Source organism: Flagellimonas aurea (genome assembly GCF_017313785.1).
Lineage (GTDB): Bacteria > Bacteroidota > Bacteroidia > Flavobacteriales > Flavobacteriaceae > Flagellimonas > Flagellimonas aurea.
In genome coordinates, this window is the sequence record NZ_JAFLNL010000003.1 from 186596 (window position 1) to 208923 (window position 22328).

23 protein-coding genes are annotated in these 22328 nt (G+C 40.5%); 11 read left to right on the forward strand and 12 right to left on the reverse strand.

The window, feature by feature from the left end:
* Positions 1-41: 41 nt before the first annotated feature.
* A complete protein-coding gene (locus J0656_RS06655) occupies positions 42-1100 on the forward strand; it encodes a nucleoid-associated protein (protein ID WP_207032441.1) in 1059 nt (352 codons plus the stop codon).
* On the opposite strand, the gene J0656_RS06660 is transcribed toward J0656_RS06655, so the two are convergent.
* Complete coding sequence (locus J0656_RS06660) at positions 1097-2173, reverse strand: hypothetical protein (protein WP_207032443.1); 1077 nt, start codon at positions 2171-2173, stop codon at positions 1097-1099. The two genes, J0656_RS06655 and J0656_RS06660, sit on opposite strands and share 4 nt — an antisense overlap.
* A gap of 77 nt (positions 2174-2250) precedes the next feature.
* On the opposite strand from J0656_RS06660, the gene J0656_RS06665 reads away from it, so the two are divergent.
* The 3 genes from J0656_RS06665 to uvrB all read left to right on the forward strand — a co-directional run bounded on the left by J0656_RS06665 (position 2251) and on the right by uvrB (position 6046).
* A complete protein-coding gene (locus tag J0656_RS06665) occupies positions 2251-3147 on the forward strand; it encodes an ABC transporter ATP-binding protein (RefSeq protein WP_207032445.1) in 897 nt (298 codons plus the stop codon).
* Between the two features lie 11 nt (positions 3148-3158).
* Complete coding sequence (locus J0656_RS06670; protein WP_207032446.1) at positions 3159-3992, forward strand: ABC transporter permease; 834 nt, start codon at positions 3159-3161, stop codon at positions 3990-3992.
* Positions 3993-4057: 65 nt separating this feature from the next.
* Entirely contained in the window at positions 4058-6046 is a 1989-nt protein-coding gene (gene uvrB, locus J0656_RS06675; RefSeq protein WP_207032448.1) for an excinuclease ABC subunit UvrB, read from the forward strand.
* An 89-nt stretch (positions 6047-6135) separates the two neighbouring features.
* Here uvrB and J0656_RS06680 read toward each other — a convergent pair whose 3' ends face one another.
* The 5 genes from J0656_RS06680 to J0656_RS06700 form a co-directional block, all read right to left on the reverse strand.
* Positions 6136-6561, reverse strand: a complete 426-nt coding sequence (locus J0656_RS06680) for an Hsp20/alpha crystallin family protein (protein ID WP_176620542.1) — start codon at positions 6559-6561, stop codon at positions 6136-6138.
* Positions 6562-6677: 116 nt separating this feature from the next.
* Entirely contained in the window at positions 6678-7079 is a 402-nt protein-coding gene (locus tag J0656_RS06685; RefSeq protein WP_176620543.1) for a TerB family tellurite resistance protein, read from the reverse strand.
* 116 nt (positions 7080-7195) lie between these two features.
* Positions 7196-7531, reverse strand: coding sequence for a hypothetical protein (locus tag J0656_RS06690; protein WP_108246558.1), 336 nt, complete (start codon positions 7529-7531; stop codon positions 7196-7198).
* A 346-nt stretch (positions 7532-7877) separates the two neighbouring features.
* Positions 7878-9071 carry an ADP-forming succinate--CoA ligase subunit beta gene (sucC, locus tag J0656_RS06695; protein ID WP_176620544.1) on the reverse strand — a complete coding sequence of 398 codons (1194 nt, stop codon included), beginning with the start codon at positions 9069-9071 and terminating at the stop codon, positions 7878-7880.
* Between the two features lie 118 nt (positions 9072-9189).
* On the reverse strand, positions 9190-9828 hold the full coding sequence (locus J0656_RS06700) for an LON peptidase substrate-binding domain-containing protein (protein ID WP_176620545.1): 639 nt from the start codon (positions 9826-9828) through the stop codon (positions 9190-9192).
* 161 nt (positions 9829-9989) lie between these two features.
* Here J0656_RS06700 and lysA point away from each other — a divergent pair, with 161 nt between their 5' ends.
* Both lysA and J0656_RS06710 read left to right on the forward strand, forming a co-directional pair.
* Entirely contained in the window at positions 9990-11228 is a 1239-nt protein-coding gene (lysA, locus tag J0656_RS06705; protein ID WP_176620546.1) for a diaminopimelate decarboxylase, read from the forward strand.
* 100 nt (positions 11229-11328) lie between these two features.
* Positions 11329-11844, forward strand: a complete 516-nt coding sequence (locus tag J0656_RS06710; RefSeq protein ID WP_176620547.1) for a thioredoxin family protein — start codon at positions 11329-11331, stop codon at positions 11842-11844.
* Positions 11845-11872: 28 nt separating this feature from the next.
* Here the strand turns inward: J0656_RS06710 and guaB are convergent, their stop codons facing one another.
* Complete coding sequence (gene guaB / locus J0656_RS06715) at positions 11873-13345, reverse strand: IMP dehydrogenase (protein WP_176620548.1); 1473 nt, start codon at positions 13343-13345, stop codon at positions 11873-11875.
* Positions 13346-13497: 152 nt separating this feature from the next.
* Between guaB and J0656_RS06720 the strand changes: the two genes are divergently transcribed.
* Positions 13498-13848 carry a DUF6686 family protein gene (locus J0656_RS06720; protein WP_207032449.1) on the forward strand — a complete coding sequence of 117 codons (351 nt, stop codon included), beginning with the start codon at positions 13498-13500 and terminating at the stop codon, positions 13846-13848.
* Here the strand turns inward: J0656_RS06720 and J0656_RS06725 are convergent.
* The 5 genes from J0656_RS06725 to J0656_RS06745 form a co-directional block, all read right to left on the reverse strand.
* Positions 13835-14353: an Aq_1264-related membrane protein gene (locus tag J0656_RS06725; protein ID WP_207032450.1), complete on the reverse strand. Its 519-nt coding sequence runs from the start codon at positions 14351-14353 to the stop codon at positions 13835-13837. The two genes, J0656_RS06720 and J0656_RS06725, sit on opposite strands and share 14 nt — an antisense overlap.
* A gap of 86 nt (positions 14354-14439) precedes the next feature.
* Positions 14440-15303: a hydroxymethylglutaryl-CoA lyase gene (locus tag J0656_RS06730; RefSeq protein WP_207032451.1), complete on the reverse strand. Its 864-nt coding sequence runs from the start codon at positions 15301-15303 to the stop codon at positions 14440-14442.
* Positions 15304-15324: 21 nt separating this feature from the next.
* Positions 15325-15981: a LysE family translocator gene (locus tag J0656_RS06735; protein WP_207032452.1), complete on the reverse strand. Its 657-nt coding sequence runs from the start codon at positions 15979-15981 to the stop codon at positions 15325-15327.
* Between the two features lie 6 nt (positions 15982-15987).
* Entirely contained in the window at positions 15988-17028 is a 1041-nt protein-coding gene (locus tag J0656_RS06740) for a quinone-dependent dihydroorotate dehydrogenase (protein ID WP_207032453.1), read from the reverse strand.
* Between the two features lie 56 nt (positions 17029-17084).
* A complete protein-coding gene (locus J0656_RS06745; RefSeq protein WP_207032454.1) occupies positions 17085-17504 on the reverse strand; it encodes a hypothetical protein in 420 nt (139 codons plus the stop codon).
* Between the two features lie 104 nt (positions 17505-17608).
* Here J0656_RS06745 and pepT point away from each other — a divergent pair, with 104 nt between their 5' ends.
* The 4 genes from pepT (at position 17609) to J0656_RS06765 (ending at position 22226) form a co-directional block, all read left to right on the forward strand.
* Entirely contained in the window at positions 17609-18838 is a 1230-nt protein-coding gene (gene pepT / locus J0656_RS06750; protein ID WP_207032455.1) for a peptidase T, read from the forward strand.
* A 2-nt stretch (positions 18839-18840) separates the two neighbouring features.
* Positions 18841-19431 carry a YdeI/OmpD-associated family protein gene (locus tag J0656_RS06755; RefSeq protein ID WP_207032456.1) on the forward strand — a complete coding sequence of 197 codons (591 nt, stop codon included), beginning with the start codon at positions 18841-18843 and terminating at the stop codon, positions 19429-19431.
* A gap of 172 nt (positions 19432-19603) precedes the next feature.
* The gene (locus J0656_RS06760; RefSeq protein WP_207032457.1) at positions 19604-21127 is read left to right on the forward strand and encodes a glycosyltransferase family protein; all 1524 of its coding nucleotides are present in this window, start codon (positions 19604-19606) and stop codon (positions 21125-21127) included.
* Between the two features lie 10 nt (positions 21128-21137).
* The gene (locus J0656_RS06765) at positions 21138-22226 is read left to right on the forward strand and encodes a hypothetical protein (protein ID WP_207032459.1); all 1089 of its coding nucleotides are present in this window, start codon (positions 21138-21140) and stop codon (positions 22224-22226) included.
* Positions 22227-22328: the final 102 nt, after the last annotated feature.

Below are 22328 nucleotides of genomic sequence, written 5' to 3' on the forward strand. Positions count from 1 at the left end.
AACTCTTGACCAAGCTTTAACCATTAACATTTAATCTTAACATGCTAAACCTATATAACGCCCAAATTGAAAGTATTTCACTTCATCGTGTTGGCAACAAAAGTAAAAATGAGTCTGCCTTTTTATCCGCAGAACCTTTTTCGCTGAACGATGAAATGGCAGGACTTTTAAAGGAATACTTTTTTAAACCGTTTAGGGAAAAGGAGGAAAATTACTACAAGTTTGGTCATGAGGTAGATTTGGAGTTCAATGAGGTGCATGCGGCGGTAACTGGTATTTTTGAAAATCCATCTGACAACCACAGGCTTTCCAAAAAGATTACTACTTATCTTTTTGAACAATCCAACCACCCGCATATAAAAAGCGGCGAGGTATACGTGGTCCATTTTTCGGATATGGTGATAGACAACCAAAAAACGGATGCCGTTGGTATTTTTAAAAGTGAGTTGAAGCACGATTTCCTTCAATTTGAAGAAAATGAGCACAACTTGGAGATTATGATTCGACAAGGCATCAACATCAATAAGCTTGACAAGGGGTGCATCGTTTTCAACATCAACAAAGAAGAAGGATTTAAAGTTCTTTCCGTAGATAGCAACCGTTATGATGCTAAATACTGGCTGGAAAACTTTTTGGGAGTGCTGCCATTGACCGATGACAACTTCTACACAAAGAATTACCTGAAGTTCTGCCAAAACTTCGCAAAGGATGTGGTATTACCGGCCGAGGACAAACAGCAAGAGGTCATGTTCATGAACCGTGCGGTGAACCACTTTGCCAAAAACGATAATTTTGAGGAGACCTCATTCTTGAACGAGGTGATGGAAAACCCTGAACTGATACCGGAATTCAAGCACTACAAGGTTGAGAAAGGTCCAAAATATAGCATTGAGGATGTTTCCAATTTTGATATTGCTAACAAAGCGGTGAGCGATGCCCGTAAAAAAATCAAGAATGTCATTAATCTAGACACCAACATTCAGATAAAAATGGATTTCATCAACCCGGAATCCGCAGAAAAATTTGTGGAAAAAGGTTGGGATGAAGAAAGGCAGATGTACTACTACCTCGTGTATTTCAACAAAGAACAGAAAAGCTAGAACTTTTTATCTATAATCTGTTTCATACTTACATCTTCGTAGTTTCGTTTTACAAAATCCAAGGCGTGTATAAGCACTTCGCCCATTGTTTTGCTATCACGAAAATTGATATCTCCCGTAAGGTCCAATAACTGCGTTTTGAGCATTTCTATATTTTCTGGCGGGGCAATGGTGTCTACTTCGCATACATCCAACAGTCGCTTGAGCCTTCTGCCCCAACTCAATATCCTTTTGGCGATAATGGAGCGTTCTTCCACAATATATTGATTCACAGAGTCGACCGTCAATTTGCTCTGCACCAAATCGACCATTACCTTGTTCTCCTTAAAAAATTGGGGACGATAGACTTTTATTTTTCCTTCATAACATTGTTGATCAAAATCGATGGCCCTGATTTTGTAGTTCACACTATCAAAATCGTGCGTGGGCACAATAACATAGTTGTACGAGCGCATATCGCCCAACAACCGAATCATACAACGCTCATTGAACTTTACGAATTCCTTGGCAATCTGCGCTTTATCAAATTCTGAGCATTCGGGCAGATTTTTTTTGAAGAACACATCACCAGGAATACCTACAATATGCTCCTCGATCAATGTATTTTGATAAATGACAAAATTGAGGTTGTACGGCGACAACATATGCTCCAACTCCAATCCATAAACCCGCGAGGCATCGGTCTTTTTTACATAGAATAGGGTATAGTTGTCGTTCAAAATGTTACGCACTTTGATCCTAAAGGGCTTTGAGTTACCAAACGTGCAGTAGTCCACGTAATCCACGTTCAGATATTGGAAAATCTTATCACTACCATCCGAAACAAAATTGGAGTAAACCCGCTTTAGCGCCAGGTCTATCTCATCCCTGTCAAACTCTGGATAAAACACTCGTACCCAAAGCGTATCCTCGTCATTGGCGTCATACACCGAAACACTTCCCGAGAACCTGAGAAGGTCATCATAATGGATTGGGATTTCTATTTTTCGGTTATAATATTCCAAATATTCATCAAGTTCCTTGCTTATGGGGTAAGCAGGTTTCTTTTTCGACATCAACTTTTCTTCCGACATTGTATTCGATTATTTGTAACAAATTGTAATATACTTCGTCAAGTTAGTATAAACCATTCAAAAAACGATAGCATCTTTTGGAAACAATACTTACCGTAAACCATCTTACCAAAAAATTTGGTTATCTCACCGCAGTCAACGACCTCTCCTTTACTATAGAAAAGGGGAACGTTTATGGCATTTTGGGACCCAATGGAAGTGGTAAATCGACCACATTGGGGATTATTTTGAACGTTGTAAACCGTACTTCTGGAGAATTTAGTTGGTTCGACGGCTCAACAACTACCCATGATGCCCTAAAAAAAGTGGGGGCCATTATTGAGCGCCCCAATTTTTATCCTTACATGAATGCTATTCAAAACTTAAGGTTGGTATGCAAAATAAAAGATGTACCGGAAACCAAGATCCAGGAAAAACTGGAATTGGTCGGGCTTTGGGACCGTCGTAACAGTAAGTTCAAGACATATTCATTGGGCATGAAACAACGTATGGCGATTGCCTCTGCCCTACTTAACGACCCGGAAATATTGATTCTAGATGAACCCACCAATGGGTTAGACCCTCAGGGAATCCATCAAATTAGGGAAATCATCAAAACCATTGCGAATCAGGGTACCACGATTCTATTGGCATCGCACTTATTGGACGAGGTGGAAAAGGTATGCTCCCATGTTATCATCCTTAGAAAAGGAGAAAACCTTTACTCCGGTCCTGTGGACAGTATGCTGGCAAGTCATGGTTTTTTTGAATTAAGATCCACCGACTTGGACCAATTGCGAACGCTATTGGAAAAAAGTGCCAGTTTCGGCAAAATAGAAAACTTCAATGGAACGCTAACTGCCTATTTAAAAGAGGAAATGGATGCCGAAAGCTTGAACAAAATGTTGTTCGAAAAAGGGATTACGCTTTCTCATCTTGTGAAGCGAAAAGAAAGCCTTGAGGAACAATTTTTAACCCTGACCAAGAACCAATAATCAAAAAACGAATGTTACGTCTCCTACAAATAGAATTCATAAAACTGTGGAACAATAGGGCCAGCAAGGTGCTGATCATCTCCTATTTTGTGCTCTTGACTTCCATCGCACTTATCGCCGCCATTAAATTTGATATTGGCCCGGTAGAGTTCCATCTTGCCGACCAAGGCATATTCAACTTCCCCTACATTTGGCACTTCAACACCTTTGTAACTGCATTGTTTAAACTGTTTTTGGCCATTGTTATCGTTTCCATGATGTCCAACGAATACAGCAACAAGACCATAAAACAAAATTTGATAGACGGATTATCCAAAAAGGAATTCATTACTTCCAAAGTTCTTACGGTAATATCCTTTGCACTGATATCCACCTTATTTGTTTTCGTGGTCTCCATGATTCTTGGTTTGGCATATTCGGACTACAACGAAATGTCCATTATATTCTCTGATTTGGAGTTTTTGCCCGCTTTCTTTATCAAGTTGGTCGGATTCTTCTCATTCTGTCTTTTCTTGGGGATTTTAGTGAAACGCTCTGCCTTTGCCCTCGGTTTCCTCATCCTATGGACCATATTTGAGCAAGTGGTATTTGGTTTATTGGGCTGGAAAGTAATGAGTTGGGAAGCCGCTAAAGCAGTAAAACGCTTCTTCCCGTTGGAATCCATGTCCAATTTGATCAAAGAACCCTTTACAAGACTCTCTGCGGTACAAAATATTGGACAACAGATTGGAGAGGATATGAAGTTCGACTACCATGTATATTGGTATGAGTTCTTCATAGTCATTATCTGGACGGCCATTTTCATCTATTTATCCTACGCCTTGTTGAAGAAACGCGATTTGTAACAACATCGTGCAAGAATATTAGAGCTTTGCTTCTATTTAGCGACTGCCTTTAGTATTTTTACTTTATGAAATTTCAGGTAGTTTCCGACTTTAAGCCAACGGGCGATCAGCCCGAGGCCATACGACAATTGGTAGAGGGCATTAAGTCCAAGGCCCAACATCAAACCTTGCTCGGGGTTACCGGGTCCGGAAAAACATTTACCGTTGCCAATGTGGTGGAATCTGTTCAGAAACCTACCTTGGTATTGGCCCATAACAAGACCCTGGCGGCACAATTGTATTCGGAGTTCAAGCAATTTTTTCCCAACAATGCGGTGGAATATTTTGTATCCTACTACGATTATTATCAGCCAGAGGCCTATATCCCCACGAGCGGACTTTATATTGAAAAGGACCTTTCCATTAACGAGGATATCGAGAAATTACGATTGAGTACCACCTCCTCTCTCCTATCCGGAAGACGTGATGTCCTTGTCGTCGCTTCCGTTTCCTGTCTGTACGGTATCGGAAACCCTGTAGAATTTCAAAAGAACGTTATCACCATTCACAGAGATCAGGTCATCTCCAGAACCAAGTTGTTGAAGCAACTGGTACAAAGCCTGTATGCTCGTACCACGGCAGATTTCAAAAACGGGAACTTTAGGGTAAAGGGAGATGTAGTGGATGTATTCCCCGGCTATGCGGACCACGCCTTCCGCATTCATTTTTTTGGTGATGAAATTGAGGAAATCGAAGCATTGGACCCATATAACAACAATGTCATTGAAATATACGATACACTGAACATTTACCCGGCGAATATGTTCGTTACTTCTCCAGATGTGCTTCAGAATGCCATAAAGGAGATACAGGATGACCTTGTGAAGCAAATAGATTATTTCAAGGAAATCGGTCGGCCTCTGGAGGCCAAACGCTTGGAGGAGCGCACCAATTTTGACCTTGAGATGATTCGCGAACTGGGATATTGTTCCGGAATCGAGAATTACTCAAGGTATTTGGACGGGAGAAAACCCGGAACGCGCCCCTTCTGTTTGTTGGATTATTTTCCGGATGACTATTTGATGGTCATAGATGAAAGCCACGTGACCATACCCCAAGTGCACGCCATGTACGGTGGTGACCGATCGAGAAAAGAGAACTTGGTGGAATATGGATTCCGTTTGCCAGCGGCCATGGATAACCGTCCGTTAAAGTTTGAAGAGTTTGAAACCCTTCAAAATCAAGTACTCTACGTGAGTGCGACCCCTGCCGATTACGAATTGGAATTGAGCGAAGGGGTTTATGTGGAACAGATTATCCGCCCAACAGGATTATTGGATCCCGTAATCGAAGTTAGGCCCAGTGAAAATCAAATTGATGATTTGATAGAAGAGATTCAACAACGGGTAGAACTGGACGAGCGCACATTGGTCACCACCCTGACCAAACGCATGGCAGAGGAGCTCACTAAATATCTAACCAGAATCGATGTCCGTTGTCGCTATATCCATAGTGATGTGGATACACTGGAGCGAGTGGAAATTATGCAGGATTTACGAAAAGGGCTTTTTGATGTGCTGATAGGTGTAAACCTCTTACGTGAAGGTTTGGATTTACCAGAAGTATCCCTGGTGGCCATTTTGGATGCGGATAAGGAAGGTTTTTTACGTAGTAACCGCTCTCTGACACAGACCGTGGGCCGAGCTGCGCGTAACTTAAACGGAAAGGCCATAATGTATGCGGACAAAATCACCGAAAGCATGCAAAAGACCATTGACGAAACCAATTATCGTCGGGACAAGCAGATGACGTACAACAAGGAGAATAACATCACTCCTACAGCATTAAAGAAAAACCTAGATAGCGCATTGGCCAAAAATTCCGTATCCACCTACCACTTTCAAAAGGAAGAATTGAGAGCTGCCGAACCTGATCTAAAATATATCACTGAAGATCAAAAGGAAAAATTGATCAGGGAGAAGCGAAAAGCTATGGAAAAAGCGGCCAAAGAGCTCGATTTTATGCAAGCGGCCAAACTAAGGGACGAGATAAAAATGCTTCAGGAAAAGGAATAAAAAAAGCGCCCCCGCATATGCAGGAGCGCTTCTCAACTAACCAACTAATCCAACCATCATGAAACACCTATAGTTGGTGTTCTAATGTCTTATGCAATCTCTATCAATCTTTTTGGTTTTGGCAAAGCCTCTTGTTTTTTGGGCAATGTCAATTTCAACACTCCATCCTCGTACTTAGCGTCGATTTTGGAACCGTCTACGGTCTCAGGCAATGTAAAGGCTCTTTTAAATGAGGAATATGAGAATTCCTTTCTTGTATAATTATCATTGCTTTCTTCATTCTCAGTTTTCATTTCACTGGAAATGGTCAAGACATCATTGTCGATCTCAACTTTGAAATCATCTTTTTTCATACCTGGAACGGCAAGTTCCAATTCATATCCTTCCGTATTGTCCTTTATGTTTACTGCGGGAACCGATGTATTCCACTTTTCAGTTCCGCCGAACCAATCAGGACTTACAAAATCGTTCATCAAGGATGGAAAAAACAGGTTATTTCTTTTTACTATACTCATGGCGATTCAATTTTTAGTTAAACATTCAAATCACCATGTATAAGACAAAACTTATACCAACAGAAAATACATGTCTATTTGGCATGAAATAAAACAGGAAAGGCGTCAATTTGACATTAATTATAGTGTGCCTTGAAGATATTTATAAGCACATCGGGCGGAACAATGTTGTCTGGGTAGCGGTGCATCACCTCCAACACCTGAGTTATAGCAGATGGAGGCAAACCCATTTTCAAGCCAATATTATAAAGTGTATCAATCTCCTTTTTATGTTGTTCCTGATCTATGTTCATCAAAAGCATAAGTCTATGGAACTGTACAATCCGTTCTGCTTGGGTTTTTAATCGAATTTTGGGAGATTTTTGTTTGAGGAGACCATCGAGAACATCTTTATCTATCTCCAGACTATGGGCTACTTTCAGTAAAAAATCATATTCCGATTGTTTCAGGGAATGATCTACTCTGGCAAAGGCGATCATCTCGGAGAGAATGCTCAGTTTTTCCTCGTAACTACCCATAAATTAAGGTTTTTGTTAGCAATCTTAAATAGATAACTCCAAAACAGCTCATTTTAGTACACAAAAAAGCCCTGAAATTCAGGGCTTTTTCTAACTAACTCAAACAATTCCCGTTTTTAAGCGGTAATACGTACTGGGATTTCGTAAACCCTACCCGGTGCGACATTGTCCAATTGCACCTTTTTATAGTTTAAACGGCTTTTTACGAAACCTTCTAAAACTTCATCTTTGGTCTCTACAGAAAGTACGATCAATTCACCTTTTTCGTTAACGATGAACTTCACTTCTGCTGTCAACTCATTCTGGTCGGCATTAAATTGATTGTCCTTCAACATTTCATAAATCTGACCGGAAAGGTTGTTGTCGTTTGTAGCTTTCTTTCCTTTTGTTGCAAAAGCACTCATAGTTGCAAAAAATGCCAATGCTACCGTAATCGTTTTAAATTTTCTCATGATTTTTTGTTTTTTGATTAAAATTGATGATTAACAATATGTCAATATTTAGAGTTGATTAAACTCCCTTTTTAATGACACCTCAAAAATAAGACGATAAAAAAACATAATTGTTACACTCTTTAACGATTTAACAAATGTTTAATGTAGTTACCTCTGCAACAATATCACTAAATGAGCCCCTTTCTTTGTAAAGAATTCAAAGGATTAGAAAGAACTTATTGAATACGTAGGGAATATTGTTAACAGTATAGAAAAGCACTAAAATTTATGACGGATACATTGTGAAATAAAAAAAGGGCAACGTTAATAAAACGTTGCCCTTTTCTATTTTTAAGTGGTAGAACTAGCTCAACACTTCCTCTACCTTATCTGCAGCTTCTTTAAATTGTACAGCTGAATGTACCGCCAAGCCAGAGTTATCGATAATTTCCTTCGCCAACTCGGCATTGGTTCCTTGCAACCTTACAATAATTGGAACCTGAATGGCATCTCCCATGTTTTTATAGGCATCCACAACACCTTGGGCAACACGATCGCAACGAACGATTCCTCCGAAGATATTGATAAGGATTGCTTTTACGTTTGGATCTTTAAGGATAATACGGAAGGCCTCTTCTACCCTTTTGGCATCAGCAGTACCTCCTACGTCCAAGAAATTAGCTGGTTCACCACCTGCCATTTTTATCAAGTCCATAGTGGCCATCGCCAAACCGGCACCGTTCACCATACACCCTACGTTTCCATCCAAATCAACATAGTTCAGTCCAACTTCACGAGCTTCAACCTCGATTGGATTTTCTTCACGAAGGTCACGCATTTCCGCATAAGCCTTTCTTCTGTAAAGTGCATTATCGTCAATGGTCACCTTGGCATCAACTGCCATAATTTTATCATCGGAAGTCTTCAAGACTGGGTTGATTTCAAAAAGACTGGAATCACTCTCAACATACGCTTTGTACAAAGACATCACAAATTTTACCATTTCTTTGAATGCAGTTCCGGAAAGTCCAAGATTGAAAGCGATTCTTCTTGCTTGGAAAGGCAACAGTCCCAATCCCGGGTCCACCTCTTCAGTAAAGATCAAATGTGGAGTTTTTTCCGCCACTTCTTCAATATCCATTCCTCCTTCGGTAGAATACATAATCATGTTTCTTCCCGTGCCTCTATTTAGAAGAACTGACATATAAAATTCGCTGGTTTCGCTGTCACCTGGATAGTAAACATCCTCGGCCACCAAAACTTGATGTACTTTTTTACCTTCGGCAGATGTTTGTGGGGTAACCAAGTTCATTCCTATAATGTTACCCGCCAACTCTTCAACTTCCTTCAAGTTTTTGGCGAGTTTTACACCACCACCCTTACCACGGCCACCAGCATGTACTTGCGCTTTGATTACGTGCCATCCGGTTCCGGTTTCTTCAGTAAGTTGTTTTGCGGCATCTACCGCTTCCTTGGCGTTGTGGGCAACTATCCCTCTCTGGATTCTAACTCCAAAACTCGCTAAAATCTCTTTTCCTTGATATTCGTGAAGATTCATCTGTGAATTTACTTTTGTTTGAAGACAAAAATAGAAAACACCGCTGACAAATTGAAGATGTTAAATGATTAATTAAAGATAAGCACCTATAAATTGCATCTTTTGTCAAAGGGAATAACTATAACTTAAAATCTTGAAAGTCCAAAGGATCAAAGTTTTTGAAATGTCCGTTCATTTCAATCACCTCTTTGGTTCGATTCACCTTATTGAGAACATGGGTCGTTGTTTCTAAATGGGCCTTGATAAAATTCAAGCGGTCCGTTTCTTTGGTCATCAGTAATAATTCATATTCTTGCTCAAAGGAGAGACCCATTTTGTGGGCCAACGAATAACTGTTGAATTGTTTTGGCGATGTTTTTGCAAATGGCACATCCATAATATCGTATAGTTCCTCCACTTTTTGAAGCACTTCTTCCCTTAAACTTTCATCCGCATCGTTCTCGTGATATAAAAACTCGATTTCTCCCCCTCCGTAAAGTTTTCCCTCCATCTGCTTTTCAAAGCTCAGCACCTTAAAAACTTGACGCGCCACGCAAACGACATCCATCTCACCGGTATCATATGTGTTCACGACTTCTACCAATTGCACCTCGGTGCCATAGGAAATAGAATTGTTGATATAAACCGGAACACCAAAGGTCATGGCCTCTCTTCTACAATCGTTTATCAATTGTTTGTAACGGTCTTCAAAAATATGTAGCGGCACCGTTTCTCCCGGATAAAATACCGACTGTAATGGGAATAAGGGTAGTTTCATTGTTGCGATTTGCCTAAAAATACAGATGAAAACCTAAATCCGCAACTCCAAAAAAACCATAGTTGTTTTAAATAAAACAACTTGTTATATTTTGATAAAAATGTTTTATTTCTTGCGTGTATAAACAACAAAATATAGTTTTGCTCAAAATACCGTACAATATGAATTCTAAGGACTTACTTCAGCTAACCGAGCAATTTGGCGCACCGCTATATGTTTATGATGCCGATAAGATCACATCACAATACAAAAAGCTCACCAATGCTTTTAAGGGCGTACCCAATCTAAAGCTGAACTATGCGGCCAAAGCTTTGTCGAATGTTAGCATCCTACGATTGCTGAACAGTCTTGGGAGTGGTCTGGATACGGTATCCATACAAGAAGTAAAATTAGGCCTTCTGGCCGGGTTTAAACCGGAATCCATCATTTTCACCCCTAACGGGGTTTCTTTGGAAGAGATTGAGGAAGCCGCAGCACTAGGGGTTCAGGTGAATATAGACAACCTTTCCATTTTGGAACAGTTTGGAAGCAAGCACCCTGATATTCCCGTTTGTATCCGTATCAACCCTCATGTGATGGCGGGAGGAAATTCCAACATCTCCGTGGGACATATCGATTCTAAATTTGGAATCAGCGTACATCAGATTCCACACCTATTGCGTATTGTGGAGTTGACCAACATGAACATCAACGGTATTCACATGCACACAGGTAGCGATATTTTGGATATTGATGTTTTTCTTTATGCTTCGGAAATACTTTTTGAAACCGCGAAAAACTTCAAGGATCTAGAGTTTATCGACTTTGGTAGCGGGTTTAAAGTTCCTTATAAAGAAGGTGATATACAGACCAATGTGGATGAGTTGGGCAAAAAATTGACCAAAAGGTTCAATGAGTTTTGCAAAGAATATGGTAGAGAGCTTACCCTTGCTTTTGAGCCGGGTAAATTCTTGGTAAGCGAAGCTGGCTTCTTTTTGGCAAAAGTAAATGTGGTAAAACAAACCACCTCTACCGTTTTTGCCAGTATCGATTCAGGTTTTAATCACTTGATAAGACCTATGCTGTATGGGTCCAACCATCAAATTATAAATATTTCCAATCCAAAAGGCAGGGAGCGTTATTACTCCGTAGTGGGGTACATTTGTGAGACAGATACCTTTGGAAGCAACCGCAGAATCAACGAAATATCCGAAGGGGACATCCTATGCTTTAAAAATGCCGGTGCTTACTGTTTTACCATGGCAAGCAATTACAACTCCAGATACAGGCCCGCGGAAGTACTTTGGTATCAAGGCAAAGCACATTTGATTAGAAAAAGGGAAACCTTTGATGATATCTTGAATAATCAAGTTGACGTTAAGGAACTTTTTGAACCATCAAAAAAGCAAACCGTAAAGTAAGCACAAAGCATTATTAGACTGTTAAAGGCAATACTTTTTTGGCACAATTTTCGTTAGTTTTGTATTGATACGACGACGATTACGTCAAAAAACCAAGACTATGCGCTCAATTTTTACCCAAATCAGCTTACTTTTTCTAGTATTCACTAGCTTTAGTATTCAAGCTCAAGATATTAACTGGATATCATGGGAAGAGGCCGTTGAACTTTCCAAAACGGATGCCAAACCCAAAAAAATCTTTGTGGATGTTTATACGGACTGGTGCGGATGGTGCAAAAAAATGGACCAAAACACTTTTCAAAACCCCGAAGTATCCAAATATATGCAGGACAACTTCTATATGGTAAAAATGGATGCTGAAGGTAAAGACCCTATCGTATATCAAGGTAAGACCTTCAAGTATGTTCCCTCGGGAAGAAGAGGCTACCATGAGCTTGCAGCTGCACTATTACAGGGAAAAATGAGCTATCCTACGGTTGTTTTCTTGGATGAATCTCTAAATATGTTATCTCCCGTTCCCGGTTATCAACAGGTGGAACCTTTTATGCAGATTGCCAAATACTTTGGCGACAACATTTATAAGGACAAAGATTGGCAAAGCTACGCTGGGAAATAAAATTCCCCAGCCGCTTTGACCTTATTTCTTATCTGCTATAGTTCGGACTTTCTTTTGTAATCGTAACATTATGTGGGTGACTCTCGTGAATTCCGCTTGATGTAATCTTTACAAATCGAGCGTTGTTTTTAAGGGTTTCGATATCCTTGGCACCGCAATAGCCCATACCTGCCCGCAGCCCACCAATAAACTGGTGCATGCTTTCCATTAATTCCCCTTTGTAAGGCACACGGCCAACTATACCTTCTGGAACCAACTTTTTGATATCGTCCTCAACGTCCTGAAAGTATCTGTCTTTACTACCTTGCTTCATGGCTTCTACAGAGCCCATTCCGCGGTAAGATTTAAACTTTCTTCCTTCGTAGATTATGGTTTCTCCCGGAGATTCTTTGGTGCCCGCAAGCAAGGACCCCAACATTACGGTGTCCGCCCCGGCCGCCAATGCTTTTGGGATATCACCGGTATATCGGATTCCTCCATCCGCGATAACAGGAATACCAGTCCCCTTTAATGCGGCGGCAACTTCCAAAACAGCGGAAAACTGGGGAAATCCAACCCCCGCCACAACACGCGTGGTGCAAATGGAACCTGGCCCGATTCCAACCTTTACGGCATCGGCACCGGCCTCTACCAAGTATTTTGCGGCTTCAGCAGTCGCTATGTTTCCGACGACCACTTCCAGTTCCGGGAACGATTTCTTTACCGCCTTTAAAATACTTACCACACCTTTGGTGTGCCCGTGAGCCGTATCTATGATTACGGCGTCTACGCCAGCCTTGACCAAGGCTGCTGCACGATCTACCGCATCTCCTGTGACGCCAATTGCCGCAGCTACGCGCAATCGTCCGTACTGGTCCTTATTGGCTATGGGTTTTTGGGTAAGTTTCGTAATATCCCTAAAGGTAATGAGGCCTATAAGCTCGTCATTGTCATTTATTACCGGAAGTTTTTCAATTTTGTTCTCTTGCAGGATCACTTCTGCCTGTTGAAGTGAAGTACCCTCGGCGACAGTCACCAAATTTTCGGACGTCATTACATCCGCAATGGGCCTATCGTCATTTTTCTCAAAACGAAGATCACGATTGGTCACAATACCGATCAGCTTTTTGTTGCTGTCCACAATGGGAATTCCACCGATACTATGCTCTCTCATACTTGCTTTGGCATCGCGCACCAAGGATTCCAATGGTAGAGTAACAGGATCCATGATCATTCCACTCTCTGCCCGCTTTACTTTTCTGACCTTAAGTGCTTGTTGCTCTATGGTCATATTTTTATGAAGCACACCAATACCGCCCTCCCTTGCCATGGCTATGGCCATACGGGATTCGGTCACTGTATCCATCGCTGCGGAAACAATGGGGACATTTATGGTGATGTTCTTTGTAAATTTTGATTGAATATTTACTTCTCTGGGAAGTACTTCGGAGTATGCCGGCACAAGAAGAACGTCGTCGTACGTAAGTCCTTCTCCAACAATTTTGTTCTGGTGAGCTTCCATTGCAATTACGGATTAATTGCGTGCAAATATACCACTAATTTATTGGATTACCTCGCTGTGCCCGTATTACATTTTTTCGGCTCCTAGAAATTTGTTCGATTATTTAGAATCATTCTATATAATTATTACCTTTAGGGTTCAAATCTTTTTTTATGTGCAGATTTTTGAATGTGATGAGCCGGTCGAAAAATGGGGTGTTGACTTTCTGTGACCACACCAAATTATTTCAATTACTATACAACAACCTCTGTTTTGAGTTGTATGAATGGGAGCTAGACGCTTTACGAGAATACATTGAACAGCTAGATATTCCCTATTGGGAAAAACACTTGAAAAATTGGGGCCATCAACGTAAAATTCCAATCTCCGTGGGCAAAAAGCACTTCATCATCTTGGTAAACAAGGAAGAGGTCAACGAACTATTAAGCTTATTGTGCTTTGAAAAGCAAGGGGTAGAGTTATTAAGTCACGATGAAATCGACTATCAATTCATTGAGAACTAATACTCGATATTTTGAATTTGTTCGGAAACAGACATTGCCAAAGGACCAAAATTGCCGAGCCCGTATAGGTAAAGGTCATCAACATTCCAGAAAAAACAACGATGTACCTAAACCAGCTGACTCCGGACCACATCACATAGATACCACCGAAGGTCAGAATAATAGAAAGAAATGGTTCAAGGGTCAAAAATAGCTTTAGTTTTCTCGGAGCCTTTGTAAGCCAAACCAATCCACCCAATAGAAAAAATATAAGGGACATGGATAGCACGTGTGTGTGAACCACCGTCAACATTTCACGCTCTCCTTTTTTAAACTTCATCACTTCGGCATCCTCATCATCCTCGTTGCCCAAGTAATTTTCTTCAATCCCAACTGGGGTTGTCGACTCGGTTTCTTGGATAAAAAGCAATCCAGTGAAGTATCCCACGGAGAGAACAATCACGAAAGTTGCAATAAAAACACGCAATTCTTTGGGTAAATTGGGCAATAGACCGTTGTACTTCATAATGATGAATCGTTGGAAGCATCAAATATATCAATTTAGACTCAATCTAAATAAATGAAGGTTGATTTTATGTGTTCTGAAAAGATTTAATGATACACGGAGAACAATTCCGTTGCCTTATTATAGGCAGCTTCAAAAACCATCCAATTGACACCCGAATCAGCTTTCTCGGCTGTAAAATAGGAGAGCATTTTTTCCGTGGGCATATTGCCCGTCAATTCGTCCTTGGCCATGGGACAGCCGCCAAATCCTTGAACGGCACCATCAAAACGGCGACAACCAGCTTTGTAAGCCGCATCCACCTTTTCGTGCCATTTTGTGGGCGTAGTGTGCAAATGGGCCCCGAATTCAATATCTGGATATTTGGGAATCAAGTTGGAAAACAAATAATCTATGACCTCGGGTGTAGAACTGCCAATGGTATCCGACAACGATAGTATTCTGGTTCCCATTTCGGCCAGCTTTTCGGTCCACTCCCCTACAATCTCCACGTTCCAAGGATCTCCGTAGGGATTCCCAAACCCCATGGAAATATAGGTGACCACCTCTTTATTGTTTGCATCTGCCAGTTCCAAGATTCCCTTTAACGTTTCCACCGATTGATCTATCGTCTTATGTGTGTTCCGCATCTGAAAGTTCTCGGAAATGGAAAAAGGAAAACCTAAATAGTCTATGGCTTTATGTTCGCATGCGTCCTGCGCCCCACGAACATTGGCCACAATGGCCAAAAGCTTGCTTTTGGTGCGCGATAAATCCAACTTTGCCAAAACCTCTGCTGTATCCTGCATCTGCGGTATAGCCTTGGGGGATACAAAACTTCCAAAGTCAATCGTATCAAAACCGCATCCCAGCAAGGATTGTATATACTTTACCTTTTCATCCGTTGGGATAAAGGTTTTGATACCCTGCATGGCGTCCCGTGGACATTCTATGAGTTTAACTTTTGACATAGGCTTTCGTAAAAATAGCACTTATTTATCCGATAAAAATAGATAAACGGCAATCCCCACAAAAACAACTATCTGAACCCATTTTAAATAGAATCCTGTTTTTTGATGACGCGAAAGATACTTGGTGATTTTACCCGCCAAAACTGCAATTGTACCGAAAACAATAAGGGCAGAAAGCATAAAAAGCAATCCCAAAATATAAAATTGAACAACGGTACTGAGACTGTCACTGAACAAAAAACCAGGAAAAAATGCCAAAAAAAAGATAGTGACCTTGGGGTTGAGCACATTCATGGTGAACCCAGTCCAAAAAAGTTTTCGGGGTGATTTGACAGTTTTGTTTTTGTCGTCCAGAAGAATTGAATCATCGCTACGATAAACTTGATAGGCCAAATACAATAAATATATGGCACCAAACAATTTGATGACAAAAAACAAGGTATCGCTTTGTTTAATGATTTCAGACACCCCAAAAGCCAACAGTGTGGTATGCACCAAACAGCCCGAAACCAATCCCAAAACAGTGGCCAAACCAGATTTTGTGCCGTTGCTGATACTTTGGGTAAGTACAAAAATATTATCAGGTCCCGGCGAAATGGCGAGTACCAAAGATGAGACTAAAAAGCCAATCAATATAGGGGTATTGATGGTTTCCAGAAATATTAGCAAACCGTACATATTTTCTTAATCCATTTTCTCCAAAATGGCTTTGTTGATTTTTTTGATAAGTGCAGGGCCCTCGTAAATAAAACCAGTATAAAGCTGTACCAAATCCGCGCCTGCCTCCAATTTTTCCAATGCATCGGCTTCTGAATGAATACCTCCCACCCCAATAATCGGAAATGCTTTTCTACTGTTATCGGCCAAAAATCGGATTACCTCTGTACTCCTATCAGTTAAGGGTTTACCGCTTAATCCTCCAGTTTCTTCAGATAAGGTAAGGTGTGATTTTAAATCGTTTCGCGCAATAGTAGTGTTTGTGGCAATTACACCATCAATTTTTGTATCGGCAACAATTTCGATGATGTCCAACAGTTGGTCGTCAGTTAAATCAGGGGCAATCTTCAATAATATCGGTTTTTCTATCTTGGACGTGCTCTTGGCCAGTTTTTTATTCTGACTTTTTAGCTTTTTCAGCAACTTGGTCAACGGTTCCCTATCCTGTAACTCTCTTAGGCCTGGCGTATTGGGCGAACTCACATTTACCACAAAATAGTCCACATGATCAAACAAAGCTTCAAAACAGATGAGATAATCTTTCAATGCGTCCTCGTTAGCTGTTACTTTGTTCTTTCCAATATTACCTCCAACAATTACACGGTGCCTTTTCTTCAACTGCTCAACAGCCTCAAAGACCCCTTTGTTGTTGAACCCCATCCTATTGATAATGGCCTTATCATCCTTTAATCTGAATAATCTTTTTTTAGGGTTCCCCGGCTGTGGTTTCGGGGTTACAGTTCCAATTTCCACAAATCCAAACCCAAAATCCGAAAACTCGTTGTACAATTTGGCATCCTTATCAAAACCAGCGGCCAAACCAACTGGATTCTTAAATCTCACACCAAATACTTCCCGTTCCAATCTCGGGTTATCAACAACAAAAATCTTTCGAAAAATACCGCCCAAACCCAATCTTGAAAAAAATTTTATAGCCCTAAAAGTAAAGTGGTGCACGGCTTCTGGGTCAAATAAAAAAAGTACCGGACGAATAAGGATTTTGTACATTCAGAATGGATTTTGGACAAAAATAAAAACTCTTAAAACAGTTCTTAACATTTCGGTCAATTTTCGTCAACAGACCTATTTACGTAGATGGGGCGCAGGGTCATTTGGTTGCATAGCTTCAAATACCTATCATATTGTGTTTGGGTAAAACTCTCCAACAGTCTTTTATCCATCATGTGGACGTTTTTTGCCATGCTATCAATAAAGGATTGGTACTTTCTGGACACTTCAATCAGAACTTCGGGCGAGCTGTCCTCGTTTTGTTTCATTAGGTACTCTGCCCGTTCCTTAAAAATATCGTTCCTGATTTTTAGTTCGGCGCTCCAATTTTTTAAGTTCTCCCGCTGCTCTTCCGTCAGCTCAAAAACTTTGGTAATGGTCTCGTTATCCCTACCGCCAACACCTAAAATACAATCCATCTGGGCCGTTCCGTAAAATCCAGATATCAAAAAAAGAAAATATACTAGCGGTTTCAAGTGAAGTTGATTTTAATGGTTCGTGAAAGATACTTATTAATGCCCTTGATTTGCAAAATTACATTTGAATAAGCATTATTTTTGATGAAACTCGACACCCGACCATGGAAAAATTATTGTCCCGATTTTTAGATTACGTGACCACTGATACCCAAAGTGACCCGTATTCGCAAACTACTCCAAGTACTGAAAAACAATGGGACCTTGCCAAAAAATTGGTGATGGAACTGCACCAAATCGGTATGCAAGAGGTCTCCATTGACGAGAACGCCTACATTATGGCAACCCTGCCCAGCAATATTGAAAAAAGGGTGCCGACTATTGGTTTTGTCTCACATTTTGATACCTCCCCGGATTTCTCGGGCAGAAATGTAAAACCTCAGATCATTGAAAATTATGATGGAAAGGATATTGTACTGAACAAGTTGAACAACATTGTCCTATCTCCCGATTATTTTGAAGATTTAAAGGCTTACGAAGGACAAACCTTGATTACCACCGATGGTACTACTCTCTTGGGCGCTGATGACAAAGCAGGTATTGCTGAAATTATCACGGCAATGGAATACCTGATTCAACATCCCGAGATCAAACATGGCAAAATTAGGATTGCATTCACTCCCGATGAAGAAATTGGACGCGGTGCACACAAATTTGATTTGGAAAAATTCGGCGCCGTATGGGCCTACACCATGGATGGCAGTCAGGTGGGCGAACTGGAATATGAAAACTTCAATGCCGCAAAGGCCAAAATTACCATAACGGGAAAAAGTGTGCATCCCGGATATGCAAAGAATAAAATGGTAAACGCCATTGGGATTGCCAACGACTATTTAACCCATTTGCCTCCAAGTGAGGTTCCTGAGCACACTACTGGGCGGGAAGGCTTCTTCCATGTACACAAAATCAAAGGGGAAATTGAAAAGGCAGAAATAGAACTTATCATCCGTGATCACGATGCAGTGCATTTTCAGGCAAGAAAAGACCTTTTGAACGACATCAAGGAAAAGCTCAACAAAAAATATGGGGATTATGTGAATCTTACCATTGAGGACCAGTACAAAAACATGCGGGAAAAGGTAGAACCAATGTATCATATTGTGGAGATCGCGGAAGAGGCGATGAAATCTCTCCAAATAGAACCAATTATCAAACCGATTCGTGGTGGAACAGATGGTTCTCAGCTCAGTTTTATGGGACTACCCTGCCCCAATATTTTTGCAGGAGGACACAATTTTCATGGAAAATACGAGTACGTTCCTTTGGAAAGCATGCAAAAAGCAGTGATGGTTATCGTAAAAATTTGCGAACTTACTGCAAGTCAAATCAGATAACTATGGATAGGGGCGAAAAACTGGAAGCATATTATACCAAGGCACATCCGTTTAGGGAAGGGATTAACTTTTTGAGGGAAATTGCCCTGAAAACCGAGGCCGAGGAGCATTTTAAATGGAGTATTCCGGTATACACGCTGAACAACAAGAATGTCTTTGGTATTTGCAAGTTCAAAAACCACTTTGGGGTCTGGTTCTTTAACGGTGTATTTTTAAAGGATCCAAAAAAGGTTTTGGAGAATGCACAGGATGGCAAGACCAAGGGGATGCGACATTGGAAGTTCCAGAGCTTGGATGAAGTGGACGAGAAAATAGTACTTGGCTATATGAAGGAGGCACTGGACAACCAGAAAAAAGGATTGGAAATAAAAGCCGAGAAAACCAAAGAGGTAGAGGTTCCTGAATTGCTCCAATCCAAACTTGACAGTGATTCCGTTTTAAAATCCTCCTTTGAAAAATTTACGCCCTACAAACAAAAAGAGTTCTGCGAGTACATTGCCGAGGCCAAACAAGAGAAAACCAAATTGCGTAGGCTGGAAAAAATACTTCCCATGATTCAAGATGGTTTGGGGCTGAATGATGGGTATCGTTAAGAGCAAACATTTCTTCATTACAGAAACAGGTTTTTCTTTTCATTAAAATCTTCAATTACCCGGCACACAAAAGATTAAAACCCGAGCAGTTCCTTCTCCAAATTTCTGGACATCTATTGCTTTTTTCATTTTTTATTCTGATTTTTAGTCAGTTACACACTAACCTCAATTTATGGAAACTCTAAAACCAGAGCATGTCTCTTTTTCCGCTCTAGGAAAATGGACCAGAATCTCACTGATTGTTGTATTTATTATTGGCATATTGATTCGAGTTGTGCAGTACTTGGGAGGTATATCGTATTGGATGGACGAATTGTTCAATGTTGTCAATCTGGAAAACATGTCGATGAGCGAACTCTTAACAACACAGCCCGAGTACAATCAAGTAGTGGCACCGGGTTATTATCTAGTGCAAAAGGGATTATTATTGCTCGTGGGCCAGTCCAGCGAGCTGTTATTGCGTTTGTACCAGGTAATATGCTCCATCACTGCACTGTTCCTGCTTTACAAAATAACCGCCCGATACCTTAAAGGCTTATACTTGGTAATAACAATGGCCCTAATTTGTACCGCTCTGGGTTCTTGGTTTTACGGCACCTCGGCAAAGCCCTATGCTGTAGAACTGATGTATATTGTTTTTATTACGCTTTCATTGCTTAGGATGCAGGAAGGCCCTTTAAAAAAGTGGCAATATTTGTTGGTCGGTTTAATCGGTGGATTTGGAACATTTTCTTCCCTAATCTGCACCGCATTTTTGGCGGGGGCCGTACCTTATCTGTTTTGGACCGCATCCAAGGAAAACAAAAAGCTCAACCTAGTTTTAACAAGCAGTCTTTGGATTTTGGGAGGTGTGCTCACCGTTCTCTACACCTTAATGGCGCTGGACCCTACTGTAAAGGATGCTATGGGCGACACTCATGCCTATGGTTTTCCTCCAAGCAGTATTGCCGAGTTCCCATTGTGGGTTTGGAGCAGCTTTTATGAAGTTATGTTCTACTTTTTGGCAATCACCTTTCCCATACCTTTTATCAACATTATTTCGACCTTGCTTTTGATATTGGGTCTATTGGGAATTTATGCCTTGCTAAAAAAAGACTTAAAACGGGGCGTTTTGTTAGCGCTTTTTATTGCCATGAATTTTTCGTTGGCACTACTTTACATTCTTCCGTTGACCTCTAGGTACGGACCAGCCACCTTCTGGGTGTTCATTATTTTCGCCATGTACGGACTGGCCTTTCTAAGGGAAAAAGTCCCTTTTATAAAAAAATGGCTGGTCTACAGTATTGCCATTATTCTGGCTTTGCCCAGTTTTTTGATGGCAACCTTGGGTCTGCTCGGCCTTCCTAACGATTTTGACCCTACCGAAAAGCTTTTGGTAGAAATTAAAAAGGAACTTCAACCAGAACAACAAATTTTAGTGCATCCAAGGGCTTATCTACAAATTGACTATTATGCTCCGAAAAATGGTTTTGATGATTACTATATTATGCATTCAGAAACCACCCCGGAAGAATTGACTGCCAAGCTGGACAACATGGATCTTGATGAAGCATGGTTTGTGGTCGCCAACATTTTGGAATATCCTTCCAAACTTACCGTGGAATCTTTTATGGAGGTATTTGACCAACAGGCTGAAGAAGTAAAGCGAATTGCCTTGACAGAGGATACTTTTGCTGTTTTGTATGATTTTAAATAAAGTCCATTGATTGGCAACCCCTGACCTCCCTATTGTAATCCAAAACATTCGTGAAACGATATTTAACTATTCATTCACAGCTATTTACAGTCAAAATGCATTCTTTTGTTTTATGACTAAATTTTCACTGACCCTTATTTTTATTGGCTGTCTTTTGTTTTCTGTCAAAAGTAAAGCCCAAGAAAACTACCTGAACTACCATTCCAAAGTACTTGAATGTGAACAGCTAATTGCTGAAGGAAAATACACTTCTGCAATTGATACATTTGATTCTCTATTTAAACAGTTTGATTTCTCGTTTCTTAGAGACATCAAAGTTGCAACTGAACTCAGTGCATATCAAAATGATCATCAATCAGGATTACAGTTCACGAGACTGGGAATCAAAGCTGGTTGGACACTGAAGAGCATCAAAAAAAATGACAATTTACAGTCATTAAAAGAATCTTCGGAATGGTCAAAGCTTTTATCCGAATATGATTCACTCCATAAAACCTATATAACAGGGCTAAACTTGCCACTAAAGGAACAAGTTCATGAAATGTTCAAAAAGGACCAGAAAAAAGCACTTGGGGCATTGTTCAGAATTGGACAAAAAGCCAAACGGAGATATTCTGAAAAAAAATTTGCCCCTCATAGCGAGCAGCAGTTAGAACAACTGGAGCAAATTTTAAAAAATTATGGTTATCCAGGTGAACGACTTATAGGGAATAATTTATGGGGCTCCGTGATTTTAAGTCATCATAATTCAATATCCGTAAATTACAATTCGAAAGACACCATCTACGCTTATTTAAGGCCAAAATTATTAAATGCACTGAAACAGGGTGAAATATCACCGTATGAATTAGCCCAAATAGAAGATTGGCGAACTGCAGCTTTAAATAATCATGAATCAACATCCTATGGATTTCTTGGAGTCATTCCGAATGATGCAGCTTTGGAAACAACAAATAACAATAGAAATGTTATCGGATTACGGAGTATTTCCCTTAGGAATGATTTAATCGATGTTGAAAATAAAACTGGAATGAACCTACACCTACCCAAAGGGTGGCAGCATGGAAAAATAACAGTTGCCACAGACGCTGAACGGTAAGTCGAGTGGGGCAACTGAAACAGGGCATTGGTCAATCTCTAACGGATATTTGATCCTAAGAACACTAAATTCACTTACCGCCACCGAACTGGTTATCGATAT

Excerpts from the sequence above, each read along its gene's own strand:
- J0656_RS06655 (WP_207032441.1), top strand. The coding sequence starts at position 42 with ATGCTAAACCTATATAACGCCCAAATTGAAAGTATTTCACTTCATCGT.
- J0656_RS06660 (WP_207032443.1), bottom strand. The coding sequence starts at position 2,173 with ATGTCGGAAGAAAAGTTGATGTCGAAAAAGAAACCTGCTTACCCCATA.
- J0656_RS06670 (WP_207032446.1), top strand. The coding sequence starts at position 3,159 with ATGTTACGTCTCCTACAAATAGAATTCATAAAACTGTGGAACAATAGG.
- uvrB (WP_207032448.1), top strand. The coding sequence starts at position 4,058 with ATGAAATTTCAGGTAGTTTCCGACTTTAAGCCAACGGGCGATCAGCCC.
- J0656_RS06680 (WP_176620542.1), bottom strand. The coding sequence starts at position 6,561 with ATGAGTATAGTAAAAAGAAATAACCTGTTTTTTCCATCCTTGATGAAC.
- J0656_RS06685 (WP_176620543.1), bottom strand. The coding sequence starts at position 7,079 with ATGGGTAGTTACGAGGAAAAACTGAGCATTCTCTCCGAGATGATCGCC.
- J0656_RS06690 (WP_108246558.1), bottom strand. The coding sequence starts at position 7,531 with ATGAGAAAATTTAAAACGATTACGGTAGCATTGGCATTTTTTGCAACT.
- sucC (WP_176620544.1), bottom strand. The coding sequence starts at position 9,071 with ATGAATCTTCACGAATATCAAGGAAAAGAGATTTTAGCGAGTTTTGGA.
- J0656_RS06700 (WP_176620545.1), bottom strand. The coding sequence starts at position 9,828 with ATGAAACTACCCTTATTCCCATTACAGTCGGTATTTTATCCGGGAGAA.
- lysA (WP_176620546.1), top strand. The coding sequence starts at position 9,990 with ATGAATTCTAAGGACTTACTTCAGCTAACCGAGCAATTTGGCGCACCG.
- J0656_RS06710 (WP_176620547.1), top strand. The coding sequence starts at position 11,329 with ATGCGCTCAATTTTTACCCAAATCAGCTTACTTTTTCTAGTATTCACT.
- guaB (WP_176620548.1), bottom strand. The coding sequence starts at position 13,345 with ATGGAAGCTCACCAGAACAAAATTGTTGGAGAAGGACTTACGTACGAC.
- J0656_RS06720 (WP_207032449.1), top strand. The coding sequence starts at position 13,498 with ATGTGCAGATTTTTGAATGTGATGAGCCGGTCGAAAAATGGGGTGTTG.
- J0656_RS06725 (WP_207032450.1), bottom strand. The coding sequence starts at position 14,353 with ATGAAGTACAACGGTCTATTGCCCAATTTACCCAAAGAATTGCGTGTT.
- J0656_RS06730 (WP_207032451.1), bottom strand. The coding sequence starts at position 15,303 with ATGTCAAAAGTTAAACTCATAGAATGTCCACGGGACGCCATGCAGGGT.
- J0656_RS06735 (WP_207032452.1), bottom strand. The coding sequence starts at position 15,981 with ATGTACGGTTTGCTAATATTTCTGGAAACCATCAATACCCCTATATTG.
- J0656_RS06740 (WP_207032453.1), bottom strand. The coding sequence starts at position 17,028 with ATGTACAAAATCCTTATTCGTCCGGTACTTTTTTTATTTGACCCAGAA.
- pepT (WP_207032455.1), top strand. The coding sequence starts at position 17,609 with ATGGAAAAATTATTGTCCCGATTTTTAGATTACGTGACCACTGATACC.
- J0656_RS06755 (WP_207032456.1), top strand. The coding sequence starts at position 18,841 with ATGGATAGGGGCGAAAAACTGGAAGCATATTATACCAAGGCACATCCG.
- J0656_RS06760 (WP_207032457.1), top strand. The coding sequence starts at position 19,604 with ATGGAAACTCTAAAACCAGAGCATGTCTCTTTTTCCGCTCTAGGAAAA.